The organism is Nocardiopsis sp. MT53 (genome assembly GCF_019598965.1).
In the GTDB taxonomy this organism is placed as follows: domain Bacteria; phylum Actinomycetota; class Actinomycetes; order Streptosporangiales; family Streptosporangiaceae; genus Nocardiopsis; species Nocardiopsis changdeensis.
On sequence record NZ_CP080599.1, the window covers coordinates 51,744 to 70,650 of the forward strand.

The window sequence follows — 18,907 nt, forward strand, 5'->3', positions numbered from 1 at the left end:
GGCAACAGCGTGGAGCCCCCGCACCACCGCCGGCGCCCACAACCTTTCCAAGCGGTGCGGGTGTGCGCGCTCCGCGTGCACCCGGCTCCGGCATACACACCCCCACCACCCACCACGCGCGCCCAACGCACCCGCCTGCCGGTCTGCCGGACACCGACTGCGGCCGGGGCCGGGCCCACCCGGCGCGGACCGCCCACCCCAAGCGGCCAGCCTTTTGGAAACCTACAACTACCTCGGCAAAGACCCCCTGGGGTCAGGGGCCCCACTGGCCTGACACGGCTGTGGCGGAGATCCCGGTCGGGTGAGAAACCCCCTGCGGCAGAGGCCCTGCGACGCCCTCCGGCTATGGCCGAGGTTTCCAGGCGGGCGGACACCCCCTGCGGCCGGGCCCGCAGGTACGCGCGGCCCTCACCCCCTACGGCGGAGGCCCAGCGATGCCCTCCGGCTGTGGCCGAGGTTCCCAGTCGGGCGGACAACCCCCTGTGTCCGGGACTCGCAGGTACGCGCGGCCCTCACCCCCTGTGTTCGGGGCGGGAAGCCACCCGCGGCCTTCACCCCCTGCGGTGAGGGCCCAGCGACGCCCTCCGGCTGTGGCCGAGGTTCCCAGTCGGGCGGACGACCCCCTGAGGCCGGACCCCGCAGGCATGCGCGGCCCTCACCCCCGTGTGTCCGGGGCGGAGGGTGTGTCCACCCCCACCCCCTGGGGTCGAAGGAGATGATGCGCCCTCCGGTAGTGCCTCGGCCCCTGACAGACACACCCGCCACCGACCACAGCGTTGAAAGGGCATAAGGGCACCCCTCGGCCGGGACACGAGCACCTGCGCCGGAGGAGGCCGTCCCCCTCCGGCTGTGGCCGAGGCTCCCTGCGGGGTGGGAGACCCCCGGCGGCGCAGGTGCTGCGCCCTCCTCCGGCTGTGGCCGCCCACCGCCCCCCTTCAAGAACGGATGTCGTGCGCGAGGGTCCGCAGCCACGGCTCCCGAAAAGTGGGCTCCGCCGTCAGGACCGCGCGGAACGCGGCGCGGACCTCCGGCGTGCGGGCGCGCTCGAACAGCGCCACCGCCCCCGACAGGGCGGCCCGGGTCCTCTCGTCGTGGCGCGGGCGGGCGACCTCCGGGTCGGCCCAGCGGGCGCGGCGGAACGACGGCTCCGTCTTGGGCTGGAAGTTGCCCAGGTAGCCCCACAGCCATCCGGGCACCGACACGTTGCGCACCGCGCGCGGCGGCAGCTCCCCCACCCACGGCGCGTGCTGCTGCCAGCGCCAGGTGTTGGGGCTGGTCTTGCCGCGCATGACGATGCCCAGGTAGCCGATGCGTCCACGGATGCGGTTCCAGTCGGCGCCGTCGTCGCCGATCCACGAGCGCAGCTCGCGGTGCAGGTTCTCGAAGGTGCTCCCGTGGGAGACCAGGTCGCAGAACACGACCGCGCGCCCGCCGCCCGCCAGCCGCCCCGGGGTGACGCCCTGGGCGGTGAGGTTGGCGCGCAGCTGGGCCTGTTCGGCCCGGCTCAGGCCCTGGCCGTCGTACCCGTACAGGGACAGCGGCAGCCGGTGCACGCGGTCGCGGTGCCCGGTGTCGGCCAGGACGCCCCGCAGCAGGTCGTACACGCTGTCCGGGGAGCGCCCGACGAAGTACAGGTCGCGGTCGCCGCCGCGGGCCAGCACCTTGGCGGCGCACTCGGTGAGGGCCTCGACATAGGACCGCTCGGGGTCCGCGGGCTCGACGAGGGAGCCGAGGCGGTCGTGTTCCACGTCCCAGCGGAAGGGCAGGTTGGGTTCGGGCATGCCCTCGAGGAAAGCGGGGGCGGCCGGATCCGCGCAAGGGCTTTTCCGGTTGGGAGAATGGGCGGGTGAGACCTCTCCTTCCCGCGTCCACCGCCACCATGGTCCTGGCCTCCGAGGACGTGCCGGCCGCCGCGCCCGCCGTGGCGGTGTCCCCGTCGGTGCCGCCGCCCGTTCCCGCCGGGTCGGTGCGGTTCGCGACCTTCAACACGGCCCTGTCGCGGCAGCGGCCCGGGGCGATGGCGTCGGCGCTGGCCTCCGGGGGGTGGAGGCTGGCGCGGGCGGTCGCCGAGACCGTGCAGCGGGTGCGCCCCGACGTGCTGCTGGTGAACGAGTTCGACCACGACCCGACGGGCCGGGCCCTGGAGCTGTTCGTCCGCGAGTACCTGGAGCGCGGGTGGAACGGCTCCGAGGGTGTGGAGTTCCCCCACGTCTTCACCGCGCCGGTGAACACCGGGGTGGCGTCCGGGCAGGATCTCGACGGCGACGGGCGGGTGGTGGTCGAGCCGGGGAGCGACGCCTACGCCGGGGACGCGTTCGGGTTCGGCCGGTTCCCCGGCCAGTACGGGATGGCGGTGCTCTCCCGGTACCCCCTGGACGCGGAGCGGGCGCGCACGTTCCGGCTGCTGCCGCGGGCGGCGATGCCCGGGGCGCTGGTCCCGGTGGACCCGGCGAGCGGGGAGCCGTTCCTGTCGCCGCGGGCGTGGGCGGCGGCGCGGCTGTCGTCCAAGAGCCACTGGGACCTGCCGGTGGACACCGGGTGGGGCCGCCCGGTGCACCTGCTGGCCTCGCATCCGACGCCGCCCGCGTTCGACGGCCCCGAGCGCCGCAACGTGCTGCGCAACCACGACGAGATCCGGTTCTGGGCGGACTACCTGACGCCCGGGGCGGACGGCTACGTCCGCGACGACGCCGGAACCGCCGGGGGGCTGGCGCCGGACGCCCCGTTCGTGCTGGCGGGGGACCTCAACGCCGACCCCCGTAACGGCTCCTCCCTGCCCGGGGCGATCGACCGCCTGCTGGCCCACCCCCGGGTGGCGGACCCGCTCCCCCACTCCCAGGGCGGCCGGGGCCGGGCCGGGAGCGCGGCGGGCGCCCCCGGACACGGGGACGCCTTCACCGAGGACACCCCGCCGGGGCACCTGCGGGTGGACTACGTGCTGCCCTCGCGGGACCTGGCGGTGGGCGACCGGGGCGTGTTCTGGCCGGCGCCGGACGACCCGCTGGCGCGCCTGGCCGGCGCGGGCCCCCCGTTCCCCGTCTCCGACCACCGCCTGGTGTGGGTGGACGTGTCCCGCTGACGGCCCCCGCGCGGTCAGCGGTCGCGGGCGGCCTCCTCCTCGGCGGCGGCCAGGCCCGCGGTGATGACGCTGTCCATGATGGCGGCGAGCCGGTCGGCGCCCAGGCGGGGCGCGTGTTCGGCCATGCGCTCGACGAGGCGGCGCTCGCGGTCCATGTCGCGTCCGGCGAAGTACCCGACGGGCTTGAGCCGCTGGACCCGGGCGGCGACGAGGGCGCGCTGCTCCAGGAGCTCGGCGAGGCGCGCGTCCATGGCGTCGATGTGTTCGCGCAGGCGGGCGATCTCGCTGGTGGTGGACGTCTGGTCGTGCACGGTGGCCTCCGGTCGCGGTGGGTGCGGCCGTACGGGGTCCCGTGCGGGAGGGTGTCGGCCGCCTGGAAAGCGAAAGAGCACCGGGGCCGGGGGCCCGAGTGCTCTGTTGCCGACGTTCCCGTCTCCGCCTACGTGTCGTCGGCGGCCGACGGGAGCGTCGGCTCGCTAAACACGTGATAGCGGTGGGTCATGTGCGTGATCCTAGCGTGTCCGCGGGGGGCGCGCACGCGCGCCCCCGGCCGGTCCCCTATTCGGGGACCTCGACGCGGACCATGATGGCCGTGGCCTCAGCGGTGACCTCGCCGTTGACGCGGATGCGGCCGTTGACGTAGACCTTGCGCCGCTCCGTGCGCTCGACCTCGGCGGTGATCTCCAGCGGGTTGAACAGCGGGGTGGGCCTGCGGTAGTTCACCTCGAGCCGCGCGGTGAGGCCGGGCGAGGTGGCCAGGGAGGAGGCGGTCCCGACGGCCTGGTCGAGGAGGGCGGCGATCCAGCCGCCGTGGACCAGCCCGGGAGGGCCCTGGTAGACGGTGTCGAGGGTGACCTCGCCGTGCACCCCGCCGCCGGCGGCCGGGACCAGGGACAGGGGCGGCGCGGCGGGGTTGGTGTCCCCGGCGACGATGTTGGTGATGGTGCCGTACTCGCTGTCGCCGTCGGGGAGGTCGCGGCGGACCATGGTGCCGATCTGGCGGCGGGGCGCGGCGGCGAGGCGGTCGGTGACCTCCTCGACGGCGGCGGCGGCCTCGGCGAGGACGGCGGGGTCGGTCTCGGTGGTGTTGGCGACGGTGTCGATGAGGGCGTGCACGCGGCCGACGAGGGTGCGCAGTTCGGCGGGGATGTCGGCCTGTTCGACCACGGGGAGGCCGAAGGCGCGGGGGTCGGGGCGTTCGGTGGCCGGCTGCGTGTTGACCGTCATGTGTTCCTCGTCGGGTCGGCGTGTGCACTGGTGGTGGGGGCCACCACCCGAAACCGAATCCTACTCGGTGGTATTCCGATCGCCCCGCGGCCGGGGGTGCGCCCCCCGTCACACCGAGGGGAGACGGGGGGCACTCCGGGGGCGTCAGCCCAGGTCGCGGACCATGTGCCGGTGCGGGATCCCGGCGTCGAGGAACTCCTCCCCGTGCGCGGTGTAGCCCAGCCGCTCGTAGAAGCCCAGGGCGTGGGTCTGGGCGTGCAGCTCCATGGCGGCGAGCCCGCGTTCGCGGGCCAGGTCCTCCGCGGCCCGCACCAGGGCGGCGCCCAGGCCGGTGCCGCGCCGTTCGGGCAGCACGGCCATGCGCCCGAGCAGGCCCGCTCCCCCGTCCTGCTCCACCACGCGGACGGTGCCCGCGGGCACCCCGTCGACGAGGGCGAGGAGGTGGAGGGCGGCGGGGTCGCGGTCGTCCCACTCCTCGGCGACGGGCACCTTCTGCTCGGCGACGAAGACGGCGCCCCGGATGACGAACACTGCGGCGCGGTCGCGGTCGTCGCGCGCCTGCCTGATCTCGGTCGTGGTCATGAGCGCAGCGTAATACCGGCGCGGCACCGCGGAGGAACCGACGTTAACCTGGGCGTATGGGCATGCCCAGTACGGTCCACCCCGTCGTCGACGACCCCCGCGCCGAACGCGCGCGCTACTGGCGTTTCTCCGGACTGCCGGACACGGAGATGCTCACCGCCCGGTTCGTCACCACCAACTTCACCCGGCACACCCACCCCACCTACACGTTCGGCGTCATCACCGGCGGCGTCGAGGAGTACGCCCACCCGGGCGGCACCTCGCGGGTGGGGCCGGGCGGCCTGGCGGTGGTCGGCCCGGACGAGGTGCACACCGGGCACGCGGGCGTTCCCGAGGGGTGGACGTACCGGGTGTTCTACCCCCGGCCGGAGGTGGTGGTCGGCATCGCCCGGGAGCTGGGGCTGCGGGGCACCCCGGCGTTCAGCGAGTCGGGGATCGACGCGCCCGAGGCGTCCCGGCTGCTGCACGCGGCGCACCTGGCGGCCGAACGCGGCGACCGGCTGGGGGCCTCCTCCCTGGCGCGGCGCGGGATCGCGGCGCTGCTGCGCTCCCACGGCCGCGAGCGCCCGCCCCGGGTCCGGACCCGCGAGGCCCGGCCCGAGACGGCCCTGGCGCGGGAGGTGCTGGCGTCCCGGCTCACCGACCCGCCGACCCTGGAGGAGCTGGCCGCCGCGGTGGGCCTGGGTCCGTTCGCGCTGTCCCGGGCGTTCTCGAGGGCCTACGGGCTACCCCCGCACGCCTACCTCAACCAGCTGCGGGTGGACCGCGCCCGGACGCTGCTGGCGGCCGGGCGGGCCCCCTCGGAGGTGGCGGTGGAGGTGGGGTTCACCGACCAGGCGCATCTGAGCAGGCACTTCCGCCGCCACCTGGGGGTGCCCCCGGGCGCGTACCGGCGGGCGCTGGCCGGGCGCTGAGCCGGTCCGGCCGGGCGGTCCGGGGTCGGACGCGGTGCCGGCCGGGCGGCCCGGGATCGGACGCGGTGCCGACCGAACGCGGCGCCGGCCGGGCGCGGTGCCGGCCGGGCGCGGTGCCGGCCGGGCGCGGTGCCGGGTGGCCCGGGGTCGGGCGGGCGCGGCGCCGACCGGACGCGGTGCCGGGCGGGTGCAAGAACGTACAAGACGGCGGGCGGCCCCGGCTCCTAGCGTGGGGCGGCGTGAAAGCCATCTCCCTTCTCCGTTCTCCCGCGGTGCGCGACAGCCTCGGGGTCGGCGTCGCCGTGGGCGCCGCCGGCCTGGCGTTCGGCACCGCCGCCGCGACCGCCGGGCTGTCCCCGGCCCAGGCCGTGTTCACCAGCATGTTCATGTTCACCGGAGCCTCCCAGTTCGCGCTGATCGGCGTGGTCGCCGGCGGCGGCAACCTGGTCGCCGGGGCGCTGGGCGCCCTGCTGCTGGGCGCCCGCAACACCCTGTACGGCCTGCGGCTGGCCGACGTCCTCGACCTGCGGGGCGGGCTCCGGCGGGCGCTGGCCGCGCACGGGGTCATCGACGAGACGACGGCGGTGGCCCTGGCCCAGCCGGACCGGGCCTCGGCCCGACTGGCGTTCACCACGACCTATGTGGTGCTGGGGACGTCGTGGGTGGTCACGACGCTGGTGGGCGCTCTGGCCACGGAGCGCGTGAGCGACATCGGCGCGCTGGGCCTGGACGCGGTCGGCCCGGCGATCTTCCTGGCACTGCTGTGGCCGCGGCTGCGCGAGGGCGGCGCCCGCACCTGGCTGATCGCCGGGCTGGGGGCGGGGCTGGCCCTGGCGGCCACACCGCTGCTGCCGCCGGGGGTGCCGGTGCTACTGGCCGCGTCGGCCGCGTTGATCGCCCTGGTCGGGCCGGAGATGCGGGTGGCCGGCCCCGCGGCGGCCCCCGGGGCCGCGGACGCGAAGGAGTCCGACAACGACGGCGAGGGGGTGCGGTCGTGACGCTGTGGATCGTGCTGGTCGCGACGGCGGCCGGGTGCTACCTGCTGAAGTTCGCCGGGCTGGCGGCGCCGCGGCGCCTGCTGGACAACGCCTGGCTGCGCCGGTTCGCGACGGCGGTGCCGCTGGCGCTGCTGGCCGCGCTGATCGCGGTGGAGGCACTGCGCGGCGAGGGCCAGGCGCTGGCCTGGGACACCGCCCGGATGGGCGGGGTGGGCGCGGCGGTGGCCGCGTTGGCGCTGCGCGCCCCGTTCCTGGTGGTGGTGCTGGCCGCGGCCGCGGTCACCGCCGGGCTGCGGGCCCTGGGGCTGTGAACGCGGTGCGGGGGCGGCCCTGGAGGGACCGCCCCCGCGCCGGGGTCACTCCCCGGTGATGACGCCGTAGAGCTCGTATCCGCACAGCACCAGGAACAGGCCGCCCGCGATGGCCAGGCCGGTGTTGGAGATCCACCCGTTGCGCCATTCGGCGGGGGTGCGGGAGGAGTTGAGCAGCCACATCAGCGTGAAGGCGAGGAACGGCATGAAGAACGAGCCGAGGACGCCGTAGGCGATGATGAGCTGGACCGGGCGGCCCAGCAGCAGGAGCAGCATGGGCGGGAAGGTCAGCCACAGCATGTAGGCACGGAAGGGCAGGCTCTTCTCGGTGGCCCCCGGGTCCATGTCGCTCTGGCCGCGCACGTGGTTGACGAAGTCGGCGAAGAGCAGGCTGACGCCGTGCCAGACGCCGATGATCGAGGAGTAGGCGGCGCTGAAGAAGCCGACGAGGAACAGCGTGGCGACGAACCCGCCGAAGCGGTCGCGCAGGACCTCGCCCAGGTCGAGCAGGCCCTGGTCGCCCGAGGACAGGGCGATGCCGCTGGCGTAGAGGAGCTCGGCGCCGACGACGAGCATCGCGATGACGAAGACGCCGGTGGTGATGTAGGCGACCCGGTTGTCGATGCGCATCATGCGCATCCAGCCGGAGTCGCGCCAGCCCTTGGCGTTGACCCAGTAGCCGTAGGCGGCCATCGTGATGGTGCCGCCGACGCCGCCGATGAGTCCCAGGGTGTAGAAGAGGGAGCCCTCGGGCAGCAGCGGGACCAGGCCGGTGACGGCCTCGCCGATGTTGGGGCCGACGTAGATCGCGAGGCCGACGACGATCACGAACATGACGCCGATGAAGATCATCATGATCTTCTCGAAGATCGCGTACCGGTTGAACCAGACGATGGCCAGGCCGGAGACGCCCGCGAGGATCGCCCAGGCGTTGAAGGGCACCTGCGGGAAGAGGGCCGAGAGCGGCAGTGCCGTGGCGGACATGGCGCTGGCGCCGTAGACGAAGCCCCAGAGGACCACGTAGACGCCGAAGTACGCCCAGGTCCAGCGGCCCAGGCTGGTCCAGCCGTCGAAGATGGTGCGCCCGGTGGCGAGGTGCCAGCGGCCGGTCGCCTCGGCCAGGGAGATCTTGACGATGCAGCCCACGATGGTGGCCCACAACAGGGCGTAACCGAAGAGGTTGCCCGCGATGAGGGTGGCGACCAGGTCTCCGGCGCCCACGCCGGTGGCCGCGACGACGATGCCCGGACCGATCTGCTTCCACGTCGCCTTGCGTTGTTCGGTGGCGGCCACCTGTGTCCTTCCGTTGTGTCCCATGGCGGACCGGTTCCACCGCGGACTCGCAGCACTTTAGAAGCGGACACACCACTTGCAAAGGTGACAATGCCCTCCGTGACCCTTCCGTGCCCGAATCTCTATGACACGGATCACAGGGGGCGGTTCGGGGGTGGTTGTCCACAGGCGCCCGGGGTGCTCCTTGACCCGGCTTCACGGTGCCTGGAAAGGTCGTTGAAGGGCGTCCGGCGGATCCCGGACGCGCCGAGCGGACCTTGCGACGATGGAAGGGACCCACCCCCATGGCCACAGCCGACCACCGACCCACGCCCCCCGACCGCACCGCCGCGCAGGCGGTGGTCGACGTCCTGGCCGCCGCGGGCGTCCGCCGCTGCTACACCGTCCCGGGCGAGAGCTTCCTGGAGCTCGCCGACGCGATCGACCGCCACCCCGGCATGCGCCTGGTGTCCACCCGGCACGAGGGCGGCGCCGGGTTCATGGCCGAGGCCGACGCCAAGCTCACCGGGGTCCCGGCGGTGGCGGCGGCCACCCGCGGCCCGGGGGCGGCCAACCTGGCGGTCGCGGTGCACACCGCGCACCAGGACTCCACCCCGATGGTCGTGTTCCTGGGCCAGGCCGAGACGGAGCGGCTGGGGCGGGAGGCGTTCCAGGAGGTGGACCTCACCGCGTTCTACGCGCCCATCACCAAGTGGTCCACCACCGTGCACCGGGCCGACCGGCTGGCCGAGGTGACCGCCGAGGCGCTGCGGGTGGCCCGCTCGGGCCGCCCGGGTCCGGTGTCCATCGCGGTGCCGGGCGACCTGTTCGGACAGGTGGTGGGACCGGCGGCGGTCCCGCGGCCGCCGGAGCCGCCCCGGCCCCCGCTGGGCGGGGCCGAGCGCGACCGGCTGGCGGCGTGGCTGACCCGGGCGGTGCGGCCGGTGATCGTGGCGGGCGGGGGCGCCCGGGGCGCCCGCGCCGACCTGGTGCGCGTGGCCGAGCGGTTCGGCGCCGGGGTGTACTCCGCCTGGCGCAGGCAGGACGTGTTCCCCAACGACCACGCGCTCTACCTGGGCCACCTGGGGCTGGGCGCCCCGCCCGCGACGCTGGCCGCGCTGTCGGAGGCCGACGCGGTGCTGGTGGTGGGGTGCCGGCTGAGCGAGACCACCACCCAGGGGTACCGGCTGCCGGACACGGCCCGGGCCAAGGTGGCGCGGATCGACATCGACCCGGGGCGGCCGGGGTCGCACCTGGACCTGTGGGCGTCGGTGGTGGCCGACGCGGGCGAGGCCCTGAGCGAGCTGGCCGAGGCCCCCTTCCAGGCCCCCTACCGGGACTGGAGCGCGGCCCGGCGCGCCTGGGTGGAGTCGTCGGCCGTGCCGGTGGAGACGCAGGCGCACGAGGGGCCGGGGCTGCACCCCTGGCAGGTGATCGCGGGGATGCGCGAGGCGCTGCCCGAGGACGCGGTGGTCACCAACGACGCCGGGAACTTCGCGTCGTTCCTGCACCGGGGCTGGTGGTTCCGGCACCCGCGCACCCAGCTGGCGCCCACCAGCGGGGCGATGGGGTACGCGGTCCCGGCCGCGGTCGCCGCCAAGCTGGCCGAGCCGGAGCGCACGGTGGTGGCGGTGGCGGGCGACGGCGGCGCGCTGATGACCGGGCAGGAGCTGGAGACGGCGGTGCGCGAGGGCGCCGCGGTGACGGTGGTGGTGTTCCAGAACGGGCTGTACGGCACGATCGCCATGCACCAGGCCCGCGAGCTGGGCCGGCTGGCGGGGACGCGGATCGGCGGGCCGCTGGACCTCGCGGGGTACGCCCGTTCGCTGGGCGCGCGCGGGGAGACCGTGCACACCCGGGAGGAGCTGGTCAAGGTGCTGGGCGAGGCGGTGGCGGCGGACCTGCCGACCCTGGTGGACGTACGCACCGACCCCGAGGTGATCAGCCCCTCGGCGACCCTGACGGAACTCCTCCAGGCCCCACGCTGACCGTCCCGTCCGGGGTCCGGCCCCTGAGGCCGGCCCCCGGACGGAGCGGCGGGAGGCGCCCGCCCGCGCGACCCGTCTCCTCCCAGGGGCATCCGGGGCAGGTGTCCCGGGCAGGGACGCCGATGCGGCCGCCTGTCCGCACGCCCGCGCGAGGCACGGCTCTCCCGGCTACCCGGGGCAGGTGTCCCGGGCAGGGACGCCGACAGGGCCGGCGCCCGCCTGCGCTCGCGGCGGCTCCGCCCGGGCCCCGGACCGGGCGTCGGCGTCAGGCCGGGACGGGGCGGGTGTCGTAGGCGGCGGCCGACTCGCGCAGGGCGCGGACGGTGGCGCGGATGGCCGGGCGGCGGGAGGCGTCGGTGCGCCAGAACACGTACACCTGGCGGACCAGGGCGGGCTGCACCGGCACCACCCGCACCCCGTCGGGGAGCGGGCCGCGGCCCAGCCGGGGCATGACGGCGGCACCGATCCCGGCGGCGATGAGGGCCAGCTTGGTCTGGTGCTCCTCGACGTTGTGGATGACGTTGGGCTCGCCGCCGCGCGAGCGGATCATGTCGTAGAGCCAGTCGTTGCAGATGGACCCGCGCGACCAGCTGATCCAGGGCAGGTCGAGGATCTCGTCGATGGCGAGGATCTCCCGGTGGGCGAGGGGGTGGTCGGCGGGCAGGGCGATGTCGCCGACGTCCTCCATCAGGGGCGCGCGGCTCATGCCCTCGGGCAGGGCGAGCGGGGAGCCCATCCAGTCGATGACCATGCACAGGTCCACCTCGCCGCGGGCCATCGACTGCAGGCTCTCGTGGGGCTCCTCCTCGAAGAGCTCGACCCGCAGCCGGGGGTGGGCCTCGCGCAGGGTGTTGAGGGCCTGGGGCAGGATGCCGCGCACCGCGGTGGGGGTGCCGGACAGGCGCAGGTGCCCGGTGACGTGGTCGCGGTGGGCCTCCAGGTCGGCCTCGGCCCGCTGCACCAGAGAGAGGATCCGGGAGGCGTGCTCGACGAGGAGTTCGGCGGCGTCGGTGAGGCGCACCCCGCGCCCGTTGCGCTCGACCAGGGGCTGGCCGACCTCGCGTTCGAGCTTGGAGAGCTGCTGGGAGACGGCGGAGTTGGTGACGTGCAGGGCCTCGGCGGCGGCGCTGAGGGAGCCGTGCGCCGCGATGGCGTGGAGGACACGGAGGCGGTCGACACTGAGCATGTAAGGAACACTAACTCACTCGTTTAGAAATACGAAGTAGACCTAACACATCGGTGCGCGGTACAAACATTCCATGCCCGTGCTCTCTCCCTCCCCGGCCGCGTCCGCCGGGGTCCGCCGCCTCACCGCCGACTGGCGGGTCAAGTTCGCGCTCCTGGCCCTGATCTGGGGCATGAGCTTCGTCTTCATCAGGGTCGCCGCCCAGTCCCTGGAGCCGATGCAGCTGTCCCTGGGCCGGATCGTCGCCGGGGCCCTGCCGCTGCTGGCGGTGGTGCTGCTGCGCGGCGGCCGGCTGCCGACCTCGCCGCGGCTGCTGGCCCACATGTTCGTGGCCGCGCTGCTGCTCAACACGATCCCGTTCACGCTGTTCGGGTACGCCGGTCAGCTCATCCCCTCGGCGGTGATGGGCATCGTCAACGCCGCGACGCCGCTGTTCGGCGTGGTGTTCTCGATGCTGCTGCTGCCCGACGAGCGCCGCCCCGACCGCGACCGGGTGCTCGGGCTGGGGATCGGCTTCCTGGGCGTGCTCGTGGTGTTCGGCGTGTGGAACTCCCTGGGCGAGGTGAGCGTGAGCGACCGGGACGCCATGGTCGGCATGGGGTTCGTGGTCGCGGCGACCGCCTGCTACGGCATCGGCACCCCGTACCTGCGCCGGTTCGTGGCGGGCAGCTCCCACGGCGCCCTGGAGCTGTCGGCGCTGCAGCTGCTGCTGGCCGCCGTGCCGCTGGCGGTGCTGGTGCCGGTGGCCACCGACGCCCCGACCGACGTGACCTGGCAGGTGGTGGCCTCGGTCCTGGTCCTGGGGGTGATGGGCACGGGGGTGGCCTACGTGCTCCAGTACGCGGTGCTGCGGGAGGCGGGGGCGACCGTCGCGACCACCGTCACCTACGTGGCGCCGGTGGTGTCGATCGCCGCGGGGATCGTCCTCATGGGCGAGACCCTGTCGTGGAACCAGCCGCTGGGGGCGCTGGTGATCATCGTCGGCGCGGCCCTGTGCCAGGGGCTGGTGCGCACCCGGCCCGTCGCCCCGCCGCCCCGGGGCTGACCGGGACGACGGGAGAGGGCCGCCGGACGGATGTCCGGCGGCCCCTCGTGCGTTCGCGTGCCGTGCCCGGCCCCGCCCGGCCCGGTGTCCGCACCGGCCGGGGAGCCGGGGGCGGCTCAGTCCTCGCGCAGCATCTCCACGGCCCGCTCCAGGTCCTCCGGGTAGGGGCTGGAGAACTCCACCGGCCGGTGCTCGGTGGGGTGGTCGAACCCGAGCCGCACCGCGTGCAGCCACTGGCGGCGCACCCCCAGGCGCTCGGCGAGCGTGGGGTCGGCCCCGTAGAGCATGTCGCCCACGCACGGGTGGCGCAGCGCCGACATGTGCACCCGGATCTGGTGGGTGCGCCCGGTCTCCAGCTTGATCTCCAGCAGGCTGGCGGCCCGGAACGCCTCCTGGGTGTCGTAGTGGGTCACCGAGGGGCGCCCGCCCGCGACCACGGCCCAGCGGCCGTCGCCCGCCGGGTGGCGGTCGATGGGCGCGTCGACGGTGCCGCGCAGCGGGTCGGGGTGGCCCTGGACGAGGGTGTGGTAGCGCTTGTCCACCGTGCGCTCCTTGAAGGCTCGCTTGAGGACGCTGTAGGCGGTCTCGCTCTTGGCGACCACCATGAGCCCGGTGGTGTTGGCGTCCAGGCGGTGCACGATGCCCTGGCGCTCGGCGGCGCCGCTGGTGGCCACCTGGATCCCGGCGGCCAGCAGGCCCTCCAGGACACTGGGGCCGGTCCAGCCGACGGTGGGGTGGGCGACGACCCCGACGGGCTTGTCGACCACGATGATGTCGGCGTCCTCGTGCACGATCCGCATGCCCGGGACGGGCTCGGGGCGCGGCACGGGGGCGGTGGGCGGCGGCGGCAGGGTGATCTCCAGCCAGGCGCCGGCGCGGACGCGGTCGGACTTGCCCGCCTCGGACCCGTCGACCAGGACGCTGCCGTCCACGATGAGCTCGGCCGCACGGGTGCGGGACAGCCCGAACATGCGGGCGATCGCCGAGTCGAGCCGGTCGCCCTCCAGCCCGTCGGGCACGGGCAGGCTGCGGGTGTCGCTCACTGGCCCTTCCCTTCGGTGGTGGTGTCGTCGCCGGGAGCGGTGTCGTCCCCGGTCCGGCCCTCGGCGGAGCCCTCGGCCGCGGTCGCGGTGTCCCGCGCCCCGCCGCCGGCCCTGTCGCCGTCCTTGTCGTCGGAGACGATGCTGCCGTCCAGCTCCACGCCCTTGAAGGTCAGCAGGACGACCAGGCAGGCGCCGACCACCACGCAGGAGTCGGCGACGTTGAACACCGGGAAGTCCATCACCTTGACGAAGTCCACGACGGCGCCGTGGAACGGCTCGGGTTCGCGGAAGATCCGGTCCACGAGGTTCCCGGCGGCCCCGCCCATCATCAGGCCCAAGGTCACGGCCCACCAGACGCTGCGCACCCGCAGCCCGATGTAGGCGATGACGAGGACGACGATGCTGGCGATGGTCGTGAACACCCAGGTGTGGTCGGTGCCCATGGAGAACGCGGCGCCGGTGTTGTACACCAGCGTGAACTGCACGACCTCGCCGATGACGTCGAGCCGCTCGCCCTCCTGGAAGGTGGCCAGGACCCATTCCTTCGTGAGGAGGTCCACGCCGATGGCGGCGAGCGCGACGAGCACCAGCAGCAGGTAGCGCCGCCGGCGGCCCCCCGGTGTGCGGGCGGTGGTCATGTTGCTGTCCCCGGAGGGCTCTACCTCAGTCAGCGACGCTCCTCGCGCTGTTTGCAGGAGACGCACAGGGTGGCCCGCGGGAACGCCTGGAGGCGCTCCTTGCCGATGGGCCGTCCGCATGAGTCGCAGACCCCGTAGGTTCCCGCGTCCATCCGTTCGATCGCCCGCTCGCTCGCGGCGAGCAGGTCACGAGTATTGTAGGCCAACGCCAACTCGTGTTCGCGTTGGAAGGCCTTGGCCCCGGTATCGGCGGGGTCGTCCCCGGCCCCGTCCACGGGGTCCTCCAGCCGCTCGGCGACCTGCTCCTCGACCTGGCGGATCTCCCTGCGCGCGGCGGCGATGTCGTCTTCCAGGCGTTCGCGGACCCCCGCGAGCTCCTGCCGGGTCCACGGCTCCTCGCCGGGCAGTACCGGCAGATCCGCCGCCTCGGTGGCCTTCATCGCACTTACCTCCCGACCGTGCGCCCCCGCCCGTACCCCGCCGACCTGCGGGATCACCCCCGTGGGCGGAGCCGCGAGTGGTGCCGGGAAGCCTAGGCGAGCCCCGCCCCCTTGGCAACGACCCGGACCCCGGCGTCGGTCGGGGTCACCCGGCGGACGCGCGCGGGGCCCCTGGCGGCGGTCACTCGGCGGCGGCGACGATGCCTCCGGCCCTCTCGGCCACCGGCCGCCCCGCCCGGATCCCCGCCGGGCGGTCGGCGTCCGGGCTCTCCGGGTGCTCCCGGGCGATGAGGCCGCGATGGGCGGCGGTCACTCGGCGGCGGCGAAGCCGCCGTAGTCCTCGGCCAGCGCCGCCAGGTGGGGTTCGTCGAACACCGCCGGGCCGCCGTGCGGGCCGGTGCGCACCTCGATCACCCAGTCGGCGTCCTCGGCGTCGTCCTCCCCCGCCAGCATGTCCCGGTGCACCAGGCACGGTTCGTAGCCCTGCTCCAGGAGCTGTTCGGCCAGCTCCTCGGCGTCGTCCCGGTCCGCAAGCGTCACCAGGACGGTTCCGCGCACGTTCTCCGCCACCCGCCTCCGCCCTCCCCGTCGAAAAAGCGCGGGGCGCCGCCCCCGCGCTGCGTTATCCTGTGCCCAGGTGTCGATGGGGACGAGTAGTGCCGGCCCCGACCGGACGGACACAGCTTAGAAGCGGTCGACGTGTCCGAGCGACCCGGGGGCGGTGGGAGCCCGGGGGTACGACCGGCACGAAGATCACCCCGGAACCGCCGGAAGAACAGGGCCGACGCCCCCAGTAGAACCGGCAGACGTGAACGAAGTGGGACCCGTCCCGGCCGCCCTCGCGCGGACCGGACCGGCGGCGTCCAAGGAGGGTGGTACCGCGGGGCCCCGGCCTCGTCCCTCCGTCAGGAACGACCCTGATGGAAAGGTACGACGGTGGCCAACGAGTCCCGGCCGAGCGCGTCCCGCGCACTCCCCCAGCTGCCCGCGCAGATCGACCTGCCCGCGATGGAGCGCGAGATCCTCGACCGCTGGTCGAAGGAGAACGTCTTCCAGCGCTCCCTCGACCAGACCCGAGGCGGCCCCAACTGGGTCTTCTACGAGGGTCCCCCCACCGCCAACGGCCAGCCCGGCGTGCACCACGTCGAGGCCCGCGCGTTCAAGGACGTCTTCCCGCGCTTCCGCACCATGCGCGGCTACCACGTCGACCGCAAGGCCGGGTGGGACTGCCACGGCCTGCCCGTCGAGGTGGCCGTGGAGAAGGAGCTGGGCCTGTCCGGCAAGAAGGACATCGAGTCCTTCGGCATCGCCGAGTTCAACGCCCGCTGCCGCGAGTCCGTGCTGCGCAACGTCGACGCGTTCACCGCGATGACCGAGCGCATGGGCTACTGGGTGAACATGGACGACGCCTACCGCACCATGGACCCCCAGTACGTGGAGTCGGTGTGGTGGGCGCTCAAGCAGATCTGGGACAAGGGCCTGCTGGTCCGCGACTTCCGGATCAGCCCCTACTGCCCGCGCTGCGGCACCACCCTGTCCGACCACGAGCTGGCCCAGGGCTACGAGACCGTCACCGACCCGTCGGTGTACGTGCGCTTCCCGGTGACGTCCGGGCCGCTGGCCTCGCCCGAGCACCCCACCTCGCTGCTGGTGTGGACGACCACCCCGTGGACCCTGGTGTCCAACACGGCGGTGGCGGTCCACCCCGACGTGGAGTACGTGGTGGCCACCGACGGGAACGAGCGCCTGCTGCTGGCCCGGCCGCTGTTCGAGAAGGTCCTGGGCGAGGGCTGGGAGCTGACCGGAGAGTCCTTCGAGGGCGACGAGATGGAGCGCTGGACCTACCAGCGCCCCTTCGACCTGGTGGCCTTCGACGAGCCCGCCCACTACGTGGTGCTCGCCGACTACGTGACCGTCGAGGACGGCACCGGCCTGGTGCACCAGTCGCCCGCGTTCGGCGCCGACGACATGGCGGTGTGCCGCGCCTACGGGCTGCCGATGGTGAACCCCGTCCGCCCGGACGGCACCTTCGAGGCCGACCTGGACCTGGTCGGCGGGGTGTTCTTCAAGGACGCCGACAAGACGCTGGTGCGCGACCTCAAGGACCGGGGCCTGCTGTTCCGGCACCTGGCCTACGAGCACTCCTACCCGCACTGCTGGCGCTGCCACACGGCGCTGCTGTACTACGCGGTGCCGTCCTGGTACATCCGCACCACCGCGGTCAAGGACGAGCTGCTGGCACAGAACCAGGCCACCAACTGGGTGCCGGAGAATGTCAAGGAGGGCCGCTTCGGCGAGTGGCTGCGCAACAACGTCGACTGGGCGCTGTCGCGCAACCGCTACTGGGGCACCCCGCTGCCGGTCTGGGAGTTCCCCGACGGGCGGCAGATCTGCGTGGGCTCGCTGGCGGAGCTGAGCGAGCTCAGCGGCAAGGACCTGTCGAACCTCGACCCGCACCGGCCGTTCGTGGACGACATCGTCATCCCCGACCCGGACGCCGACCCGTCCCTGCCCGAGGAGCAGCGGGTGGCCCGGCGGGTGCCCGAGGTGATCGACGCCTGGTTCGACTCGGGGTCGATGCCGTTCGCCCAGTGGGGCGCGCCGCACGTCAACGCGGAGGTGTTCCGGGAGAACTTCCCGGCGCAGTACATCTCCGAGGCGATCGACCAGACCCGCGGCTGGTTCTACTCGCTGCTGGCGGTCAACACGCTGGTGCACGACCGCAACGCGTTCGAGAACGTGGTGGTGCTCGGCCACATCCTCGCCGAGGACGGCCGCAAGATGAGCAAGCACCTGGGCAACGTCATGGAGCCCATCCCGGTGATGGACCGGCACGGCGCCGACGCGCTGCGGTGGTTCATGCTGGCCAGCGGTTCGCCGTGGACCGCCCGCCGGGTGGGGCACGCCGCGCTGGAGGAGATCGTCCGCAAGGTGCTGCTGACGTACTACAGCACCGTGTCGTTCTTCACCCTGTACGCCAACGCCGGCGGGGGCTGGGACCACTCCCGGCTGGCCGACGCCCCGGCCCCGCAGGACCGGCCGCTGCTGGACCGGTGGCTGCTGTCCGAGCTCAACGAGGTCGTGCGGGACGTCACCGAGGCCCTGGAGGCCTTCGACACGACGACGGCGGGCCGGCGCCTGACGGCGTTCGTCGACGACATCTCGAACTGGTACGTGCGCCGGTCGCGCCGCCGGTTCTGGGGCGGCGCGGACACCCCCGAGGGCGCGGCGGCGTTCGCGACGCTGTTCGAGGCCCTGGAGACCGTGACGCTGCTGATGGCGCCGGTGGTGCCGTTCCTGACCGACCACGTGTGGACGGCGCTGCGCCGGCCCGACGCCCCGGAGTCGGTGCACCTGGCCTCGTGGCCCGAGGTCCGCGAGGACCTGGTCGACCCGGAGCTGTCGGCGCACATGGCGCTGACCCGCCGCCTGGTGGAGCTGGGCCGCTCGGCCCGGGTGGACTCGGCGGTGCGCACCCGCCAGCCGCTGGCGCGGGCCCTGGTGGGCGCCGCCGGGTTCGCGGACCTGCCCGCGCAGCTGCGGGAGCAGATCGCCGACGAGCTGAACGTGGCGTCGCTGGAGTCGCTGTCGACGGTCGGCGGCGACCTGGTGGACTACCTGGTCAAGCCGAACTTCCGGGCGCTGGGCAAGCGGTTCGCCAAGCGGACCCCGCTGGTCGCCCGGGCGATCGGCGCGGCGGACCCGGCGGAGCTGGTGCGCCAGGTGCGCGACACCGGGTGGGCGCAGGTCCGGGTCGAGGACGAGCCGGTGGAGGTCAGCGCCGACGAGGTGCTGGTCACCGAGCAGCCGCGCGAGGGCTGGGCGGTCGCCTCCGGTGCGGGCGAGACCGTGGCCCTGGACCTGGAGCTGACACCGGAGCTGCGCCGCGCGGGCCTGGCCCGCGAGATGGTGCGCATGCTCCAGGAGGCCCGCAAGCAGAGCGGCCTGGACGTGTCGGACCGCATCCACGTGTGGTGGGCGGCCACCGACGAGTCCACCGCGCAGGCGCTGGACGAGCACGCCGCGGCCATCGCCGGCGAGGTGCTGGCGGACGCGTTCACCGCGGGCGAGATCGGCGCGGACCTGCACCGCACCGAGTCGGAGGAGTTCGGGGTGGCCTTCGGCTTCCGCAGGGCCTGACCGAACGCGACGGGCGCCGCCCCCACCGGGGGACGGCGCCCGTC

At 74.2% G+C, this 18,907-nt stretch carries 18 protein-coding genes; 7 read left to right on the forward strand and 11 right to left on the reverse strand.

Translation table 11 applies throughout. The features are described from left to right. Window positions 1-935 precede the first annotated feature (935 nt). On the reverse strand, window positions 936-1,781 hold the full coding sequence (locus tag K1J57_RS00230; protein ID WP_220562480.1) for a hypothetical protein: 846 nt from the start codon (window positions 1,779-1,781) through the stop codon (window positions 936-938). A gap of 98 nt (window positions 1,782-1,879) precedes the next feature. Between K1J57_RS00230 and K1J57_RS00235 the strand changes: the two genes are divergently transcribed. Next, the gene (locus K1J57_RS00235; RefSeq protein WP_220565253.1) at window positions 1,880-3,079 is read left to right on the forward strand and encodes an endonuclease/exonuclease/phosphatase family protein; all 1,200 of its coding nucleotides are present in this window, start codon (window positions 1,880-1,882) and stop codon (window positions 3,077-3,079) included. Window positions 3,080-3,093: 14 nt separating this feature from the next. Here the strand turns inward: K1J57_RS00235 and K1J57_RS00240 are convergent, their stop codons facing one another. From K1J57_RS00240 to K1J57_RS00250, 3 genes are all read right to left on the reverse strand, one after another. Further along, window positions 3,094-3,330, reverse strand: coding sequence for a chorismate mutase (locus K1J57_RS00240; RefSeq protein WP_220565254.1), 237 nt, complete (start codon window positions 3,328-3,330; stop codon window positions 3,094-3,096). 307 nt (window positions 3,331-3,637) lie between these two features. Then, on the reverse strand, window positions 3,638-4,306 hold the full coding sequence (locus K1J57_RS00245; protein ID WP_220562481.1) for a PaaI family thioesterase: 669 nt from the start codon (window positions 4,304-4,306) through the stop codon (window positions 3,638-3,640). A 144-nt stretch (window positions 4,307-4,450) separates the two neighbouring features. Next, window positions 4,451-4,888 (reverse strand): GNAT family N-acetyltransferase, encoded by a 438-nt coding sequence (locus K1J57_RS00250; protein WP_220562482.1) that lies wholly within the window; start codon window positions 4,886-4,888, stop codon window positions 4,451-4,453. 56 nt (window positions 4,889-4,944) lie between these two features. Here K1J57_RS00250 and K1J57_RS00255 point away from each other — a divergent pair, with 56 nt between their 5' ends. From K1J57_RS00255 to K1J57_RS00265, 3 genes are all read left to right on the forward strand, one after another. Beyond that, entirely contained in the window at window positions 4,945-5,802 is an 858-nt protein-coding gene (locus K1J57_RS00255; protein ID WP_220562483.1) for an AraC family transcriptional regulator, read from the forward strand. 239 nt (window positions 5,803-6,041) lie between these two features. Beyond that, entirely contained in the window at window positions 6,042-6,800 is a 759-nt protein-coding gene (locus K1J57_RS00260) for an AzlC family ABC transporter permease (protein ID WP_255646753.1), read from the forward strand. Next, the gene (locus tag K1J57_RS00265) at window positions 6,797-7,111 is read left to right on the forward strand and encodes an AzlD domain-containing protein (RefSeq protein WP_220562484.1); all 315 of its coding nucleotides are present in this window, start codon (window positions 6,797-6,799) and stop codon (window positions 7,109-7,111) included. The genes K1J57_RS00260 and K1J57_RS00265 overlap by 4 nt, the downstream gene beginning before the upstream one ends. A gap of 45 nt (window positions 7,112-7,156) precedes the next feature. Here the strand turns inward: K1J57_RS00265 and K1J57_RS00270 are convergent, their stop codons facing one another. Continuing rightward, window positions 7,157-8,404, reverse strand: a complete 1,248-nt coding sequence (locus K1J57_RS00270) for an Nramp family divalent metal transporter (RefSeq protein ID WP_220562485.1) — start codon at window positions 8,402-8,404, stop codon at window positions 7,157-7,159. 284 nt (window positions 8,405-8,688) lie between these two features. On the opposite strand from K1J57_RS00270, the gene K1J57_RS00275 reads away from it, so the two are divergent. Next, window positions 8,689-10,371, forward strand: a complete 1,683-nt coding sequence (locus K1J57_RS00275) for a thiamine pyrophosphate-dependent enzyme (RefSeq protein ID WP_220562486.1) — start codon at window positions 8,689-8,691, stop codon at window positions 10,369-10,371. Between the two features lie 265 nt (window positions 10,372-10,636). On the opposite strand, the gene K1J57_RS00280 is transcribed toward K1J57_RS00275, so the two are convergent. Next, complete coding sequence (locus K1J57_RS00280; protein WP_220562487.1) at window positions 10,637-11,557, reverse strand: LysR family transcriptional regulator; 921 nt, start codon at window positions 11,555-11,557, stop codon at window positions 10,637-10,639. 73 nt (window positions 11,558-11,630) lie between these two features. Between K1J57_RS00280 and K1J57_RS00285 the strand changes: the two genes are divergently transcribed. After that, entirely contained in the window at window positions 11,631-12,602 is a 972-nt protein-coding gene (locus tag K1J57_RS00285) for a DMT family transporter (RefSeq protein WP_220562488.1), read from the forward strand. A gap of 116 nt (window positions 12,603-12,718) precedes the next feature. On the opposite strand, the gene K1J57_RS00290 is transcribed toward K1J57_RS00285, so the two are convergent. The 5 genes from K1J57_RS00290 to K1J57_RS00305 all read right to left on the reverse strand — a co-directional run bounded on the left by K1J57_RS00290 (window position 12,719) and on the right by K1J57_RS00305 (window position 15,293). Continuing rightward, the gene (locus tag K1J57_RS00290; RefSeq protein ID WP_220562489.1) at window positions 12,719-13,645 is read right to left on the reverse strand and encodes an RluA family pseudouridine synthase; all 927 of its coding nucleotides are present in this window, start codon (window positions 13,643-13,645) and stop codon (window positions 12,719-12,721) included. Continuing rightward, window positions 13,642-14,283, reverse strand: coding sequence for a signal peptidase II (lspA, locus tag K1J57_RS00295; RefSeq protein ID WP_220562490.1), 642 nt, complete (start codon window positions 14,281-14,283; stop codon window positions 13,642-13,644). Before lspA ends, K1J57_RS00290 begins: the two co-directional genes overlap by 4 nt. Before the next feature lie 29 nt (window positions 14,284-14,312). Further along, window positions 14,313-14,723, reverse strand: coding sequence for a TraR/DksA C4-type zinc finger protein (locus K1J57_RS00300; protein WP_220562491.1), 411 nt, complete (start codon window positions 14,721-14,723; stop codon window positions 14,313-14,315). A 181-nt stretch (window positions 14,724-14,904) separates the two neighbouring features. Then, window positions 14,905-15,036 (reverse strand): hypothetical protein, encoded by a 132-nt coding sequence (locus K1J57_RS33220; RefSeq protein WP_255646754.1) that lies wholly within the window; start codon window positions 15,034-15,036, stop codon window positions 14,905-14,907. Further along, a complete protein-coding gene (locus tag K1J57_RS00305; RefSeq protein WP_220562492.1) occupies window positions 15,033-15,293 on the reverse strand; it encodes a hypothetical protein in 261 nt (86 codons plus the stop codon). Before K1J57_RS00305 ends, K1J57_RS33220 begins: the two co-directional genes overlap by 4 nt. Window positions 15,294-15,659: 366 nt before the next feature. On the opposite strand from K1J57_RS00305, the gene ileS reads away from it, so the two are divergent. Continuing rightward, window positions 15,660-18,863, forward strand: coding sequence for an isoleucine--tRNA ligase (ileS, locus tag K1J57_RS00310; protein WP_220562493.1), 3,204 nt, complete (start codon window positions 15,660-15,662; stop codon window positions 18,861-18,863). Window positions 18,864-18,907 lie beyond the last annotated feature (44 nt).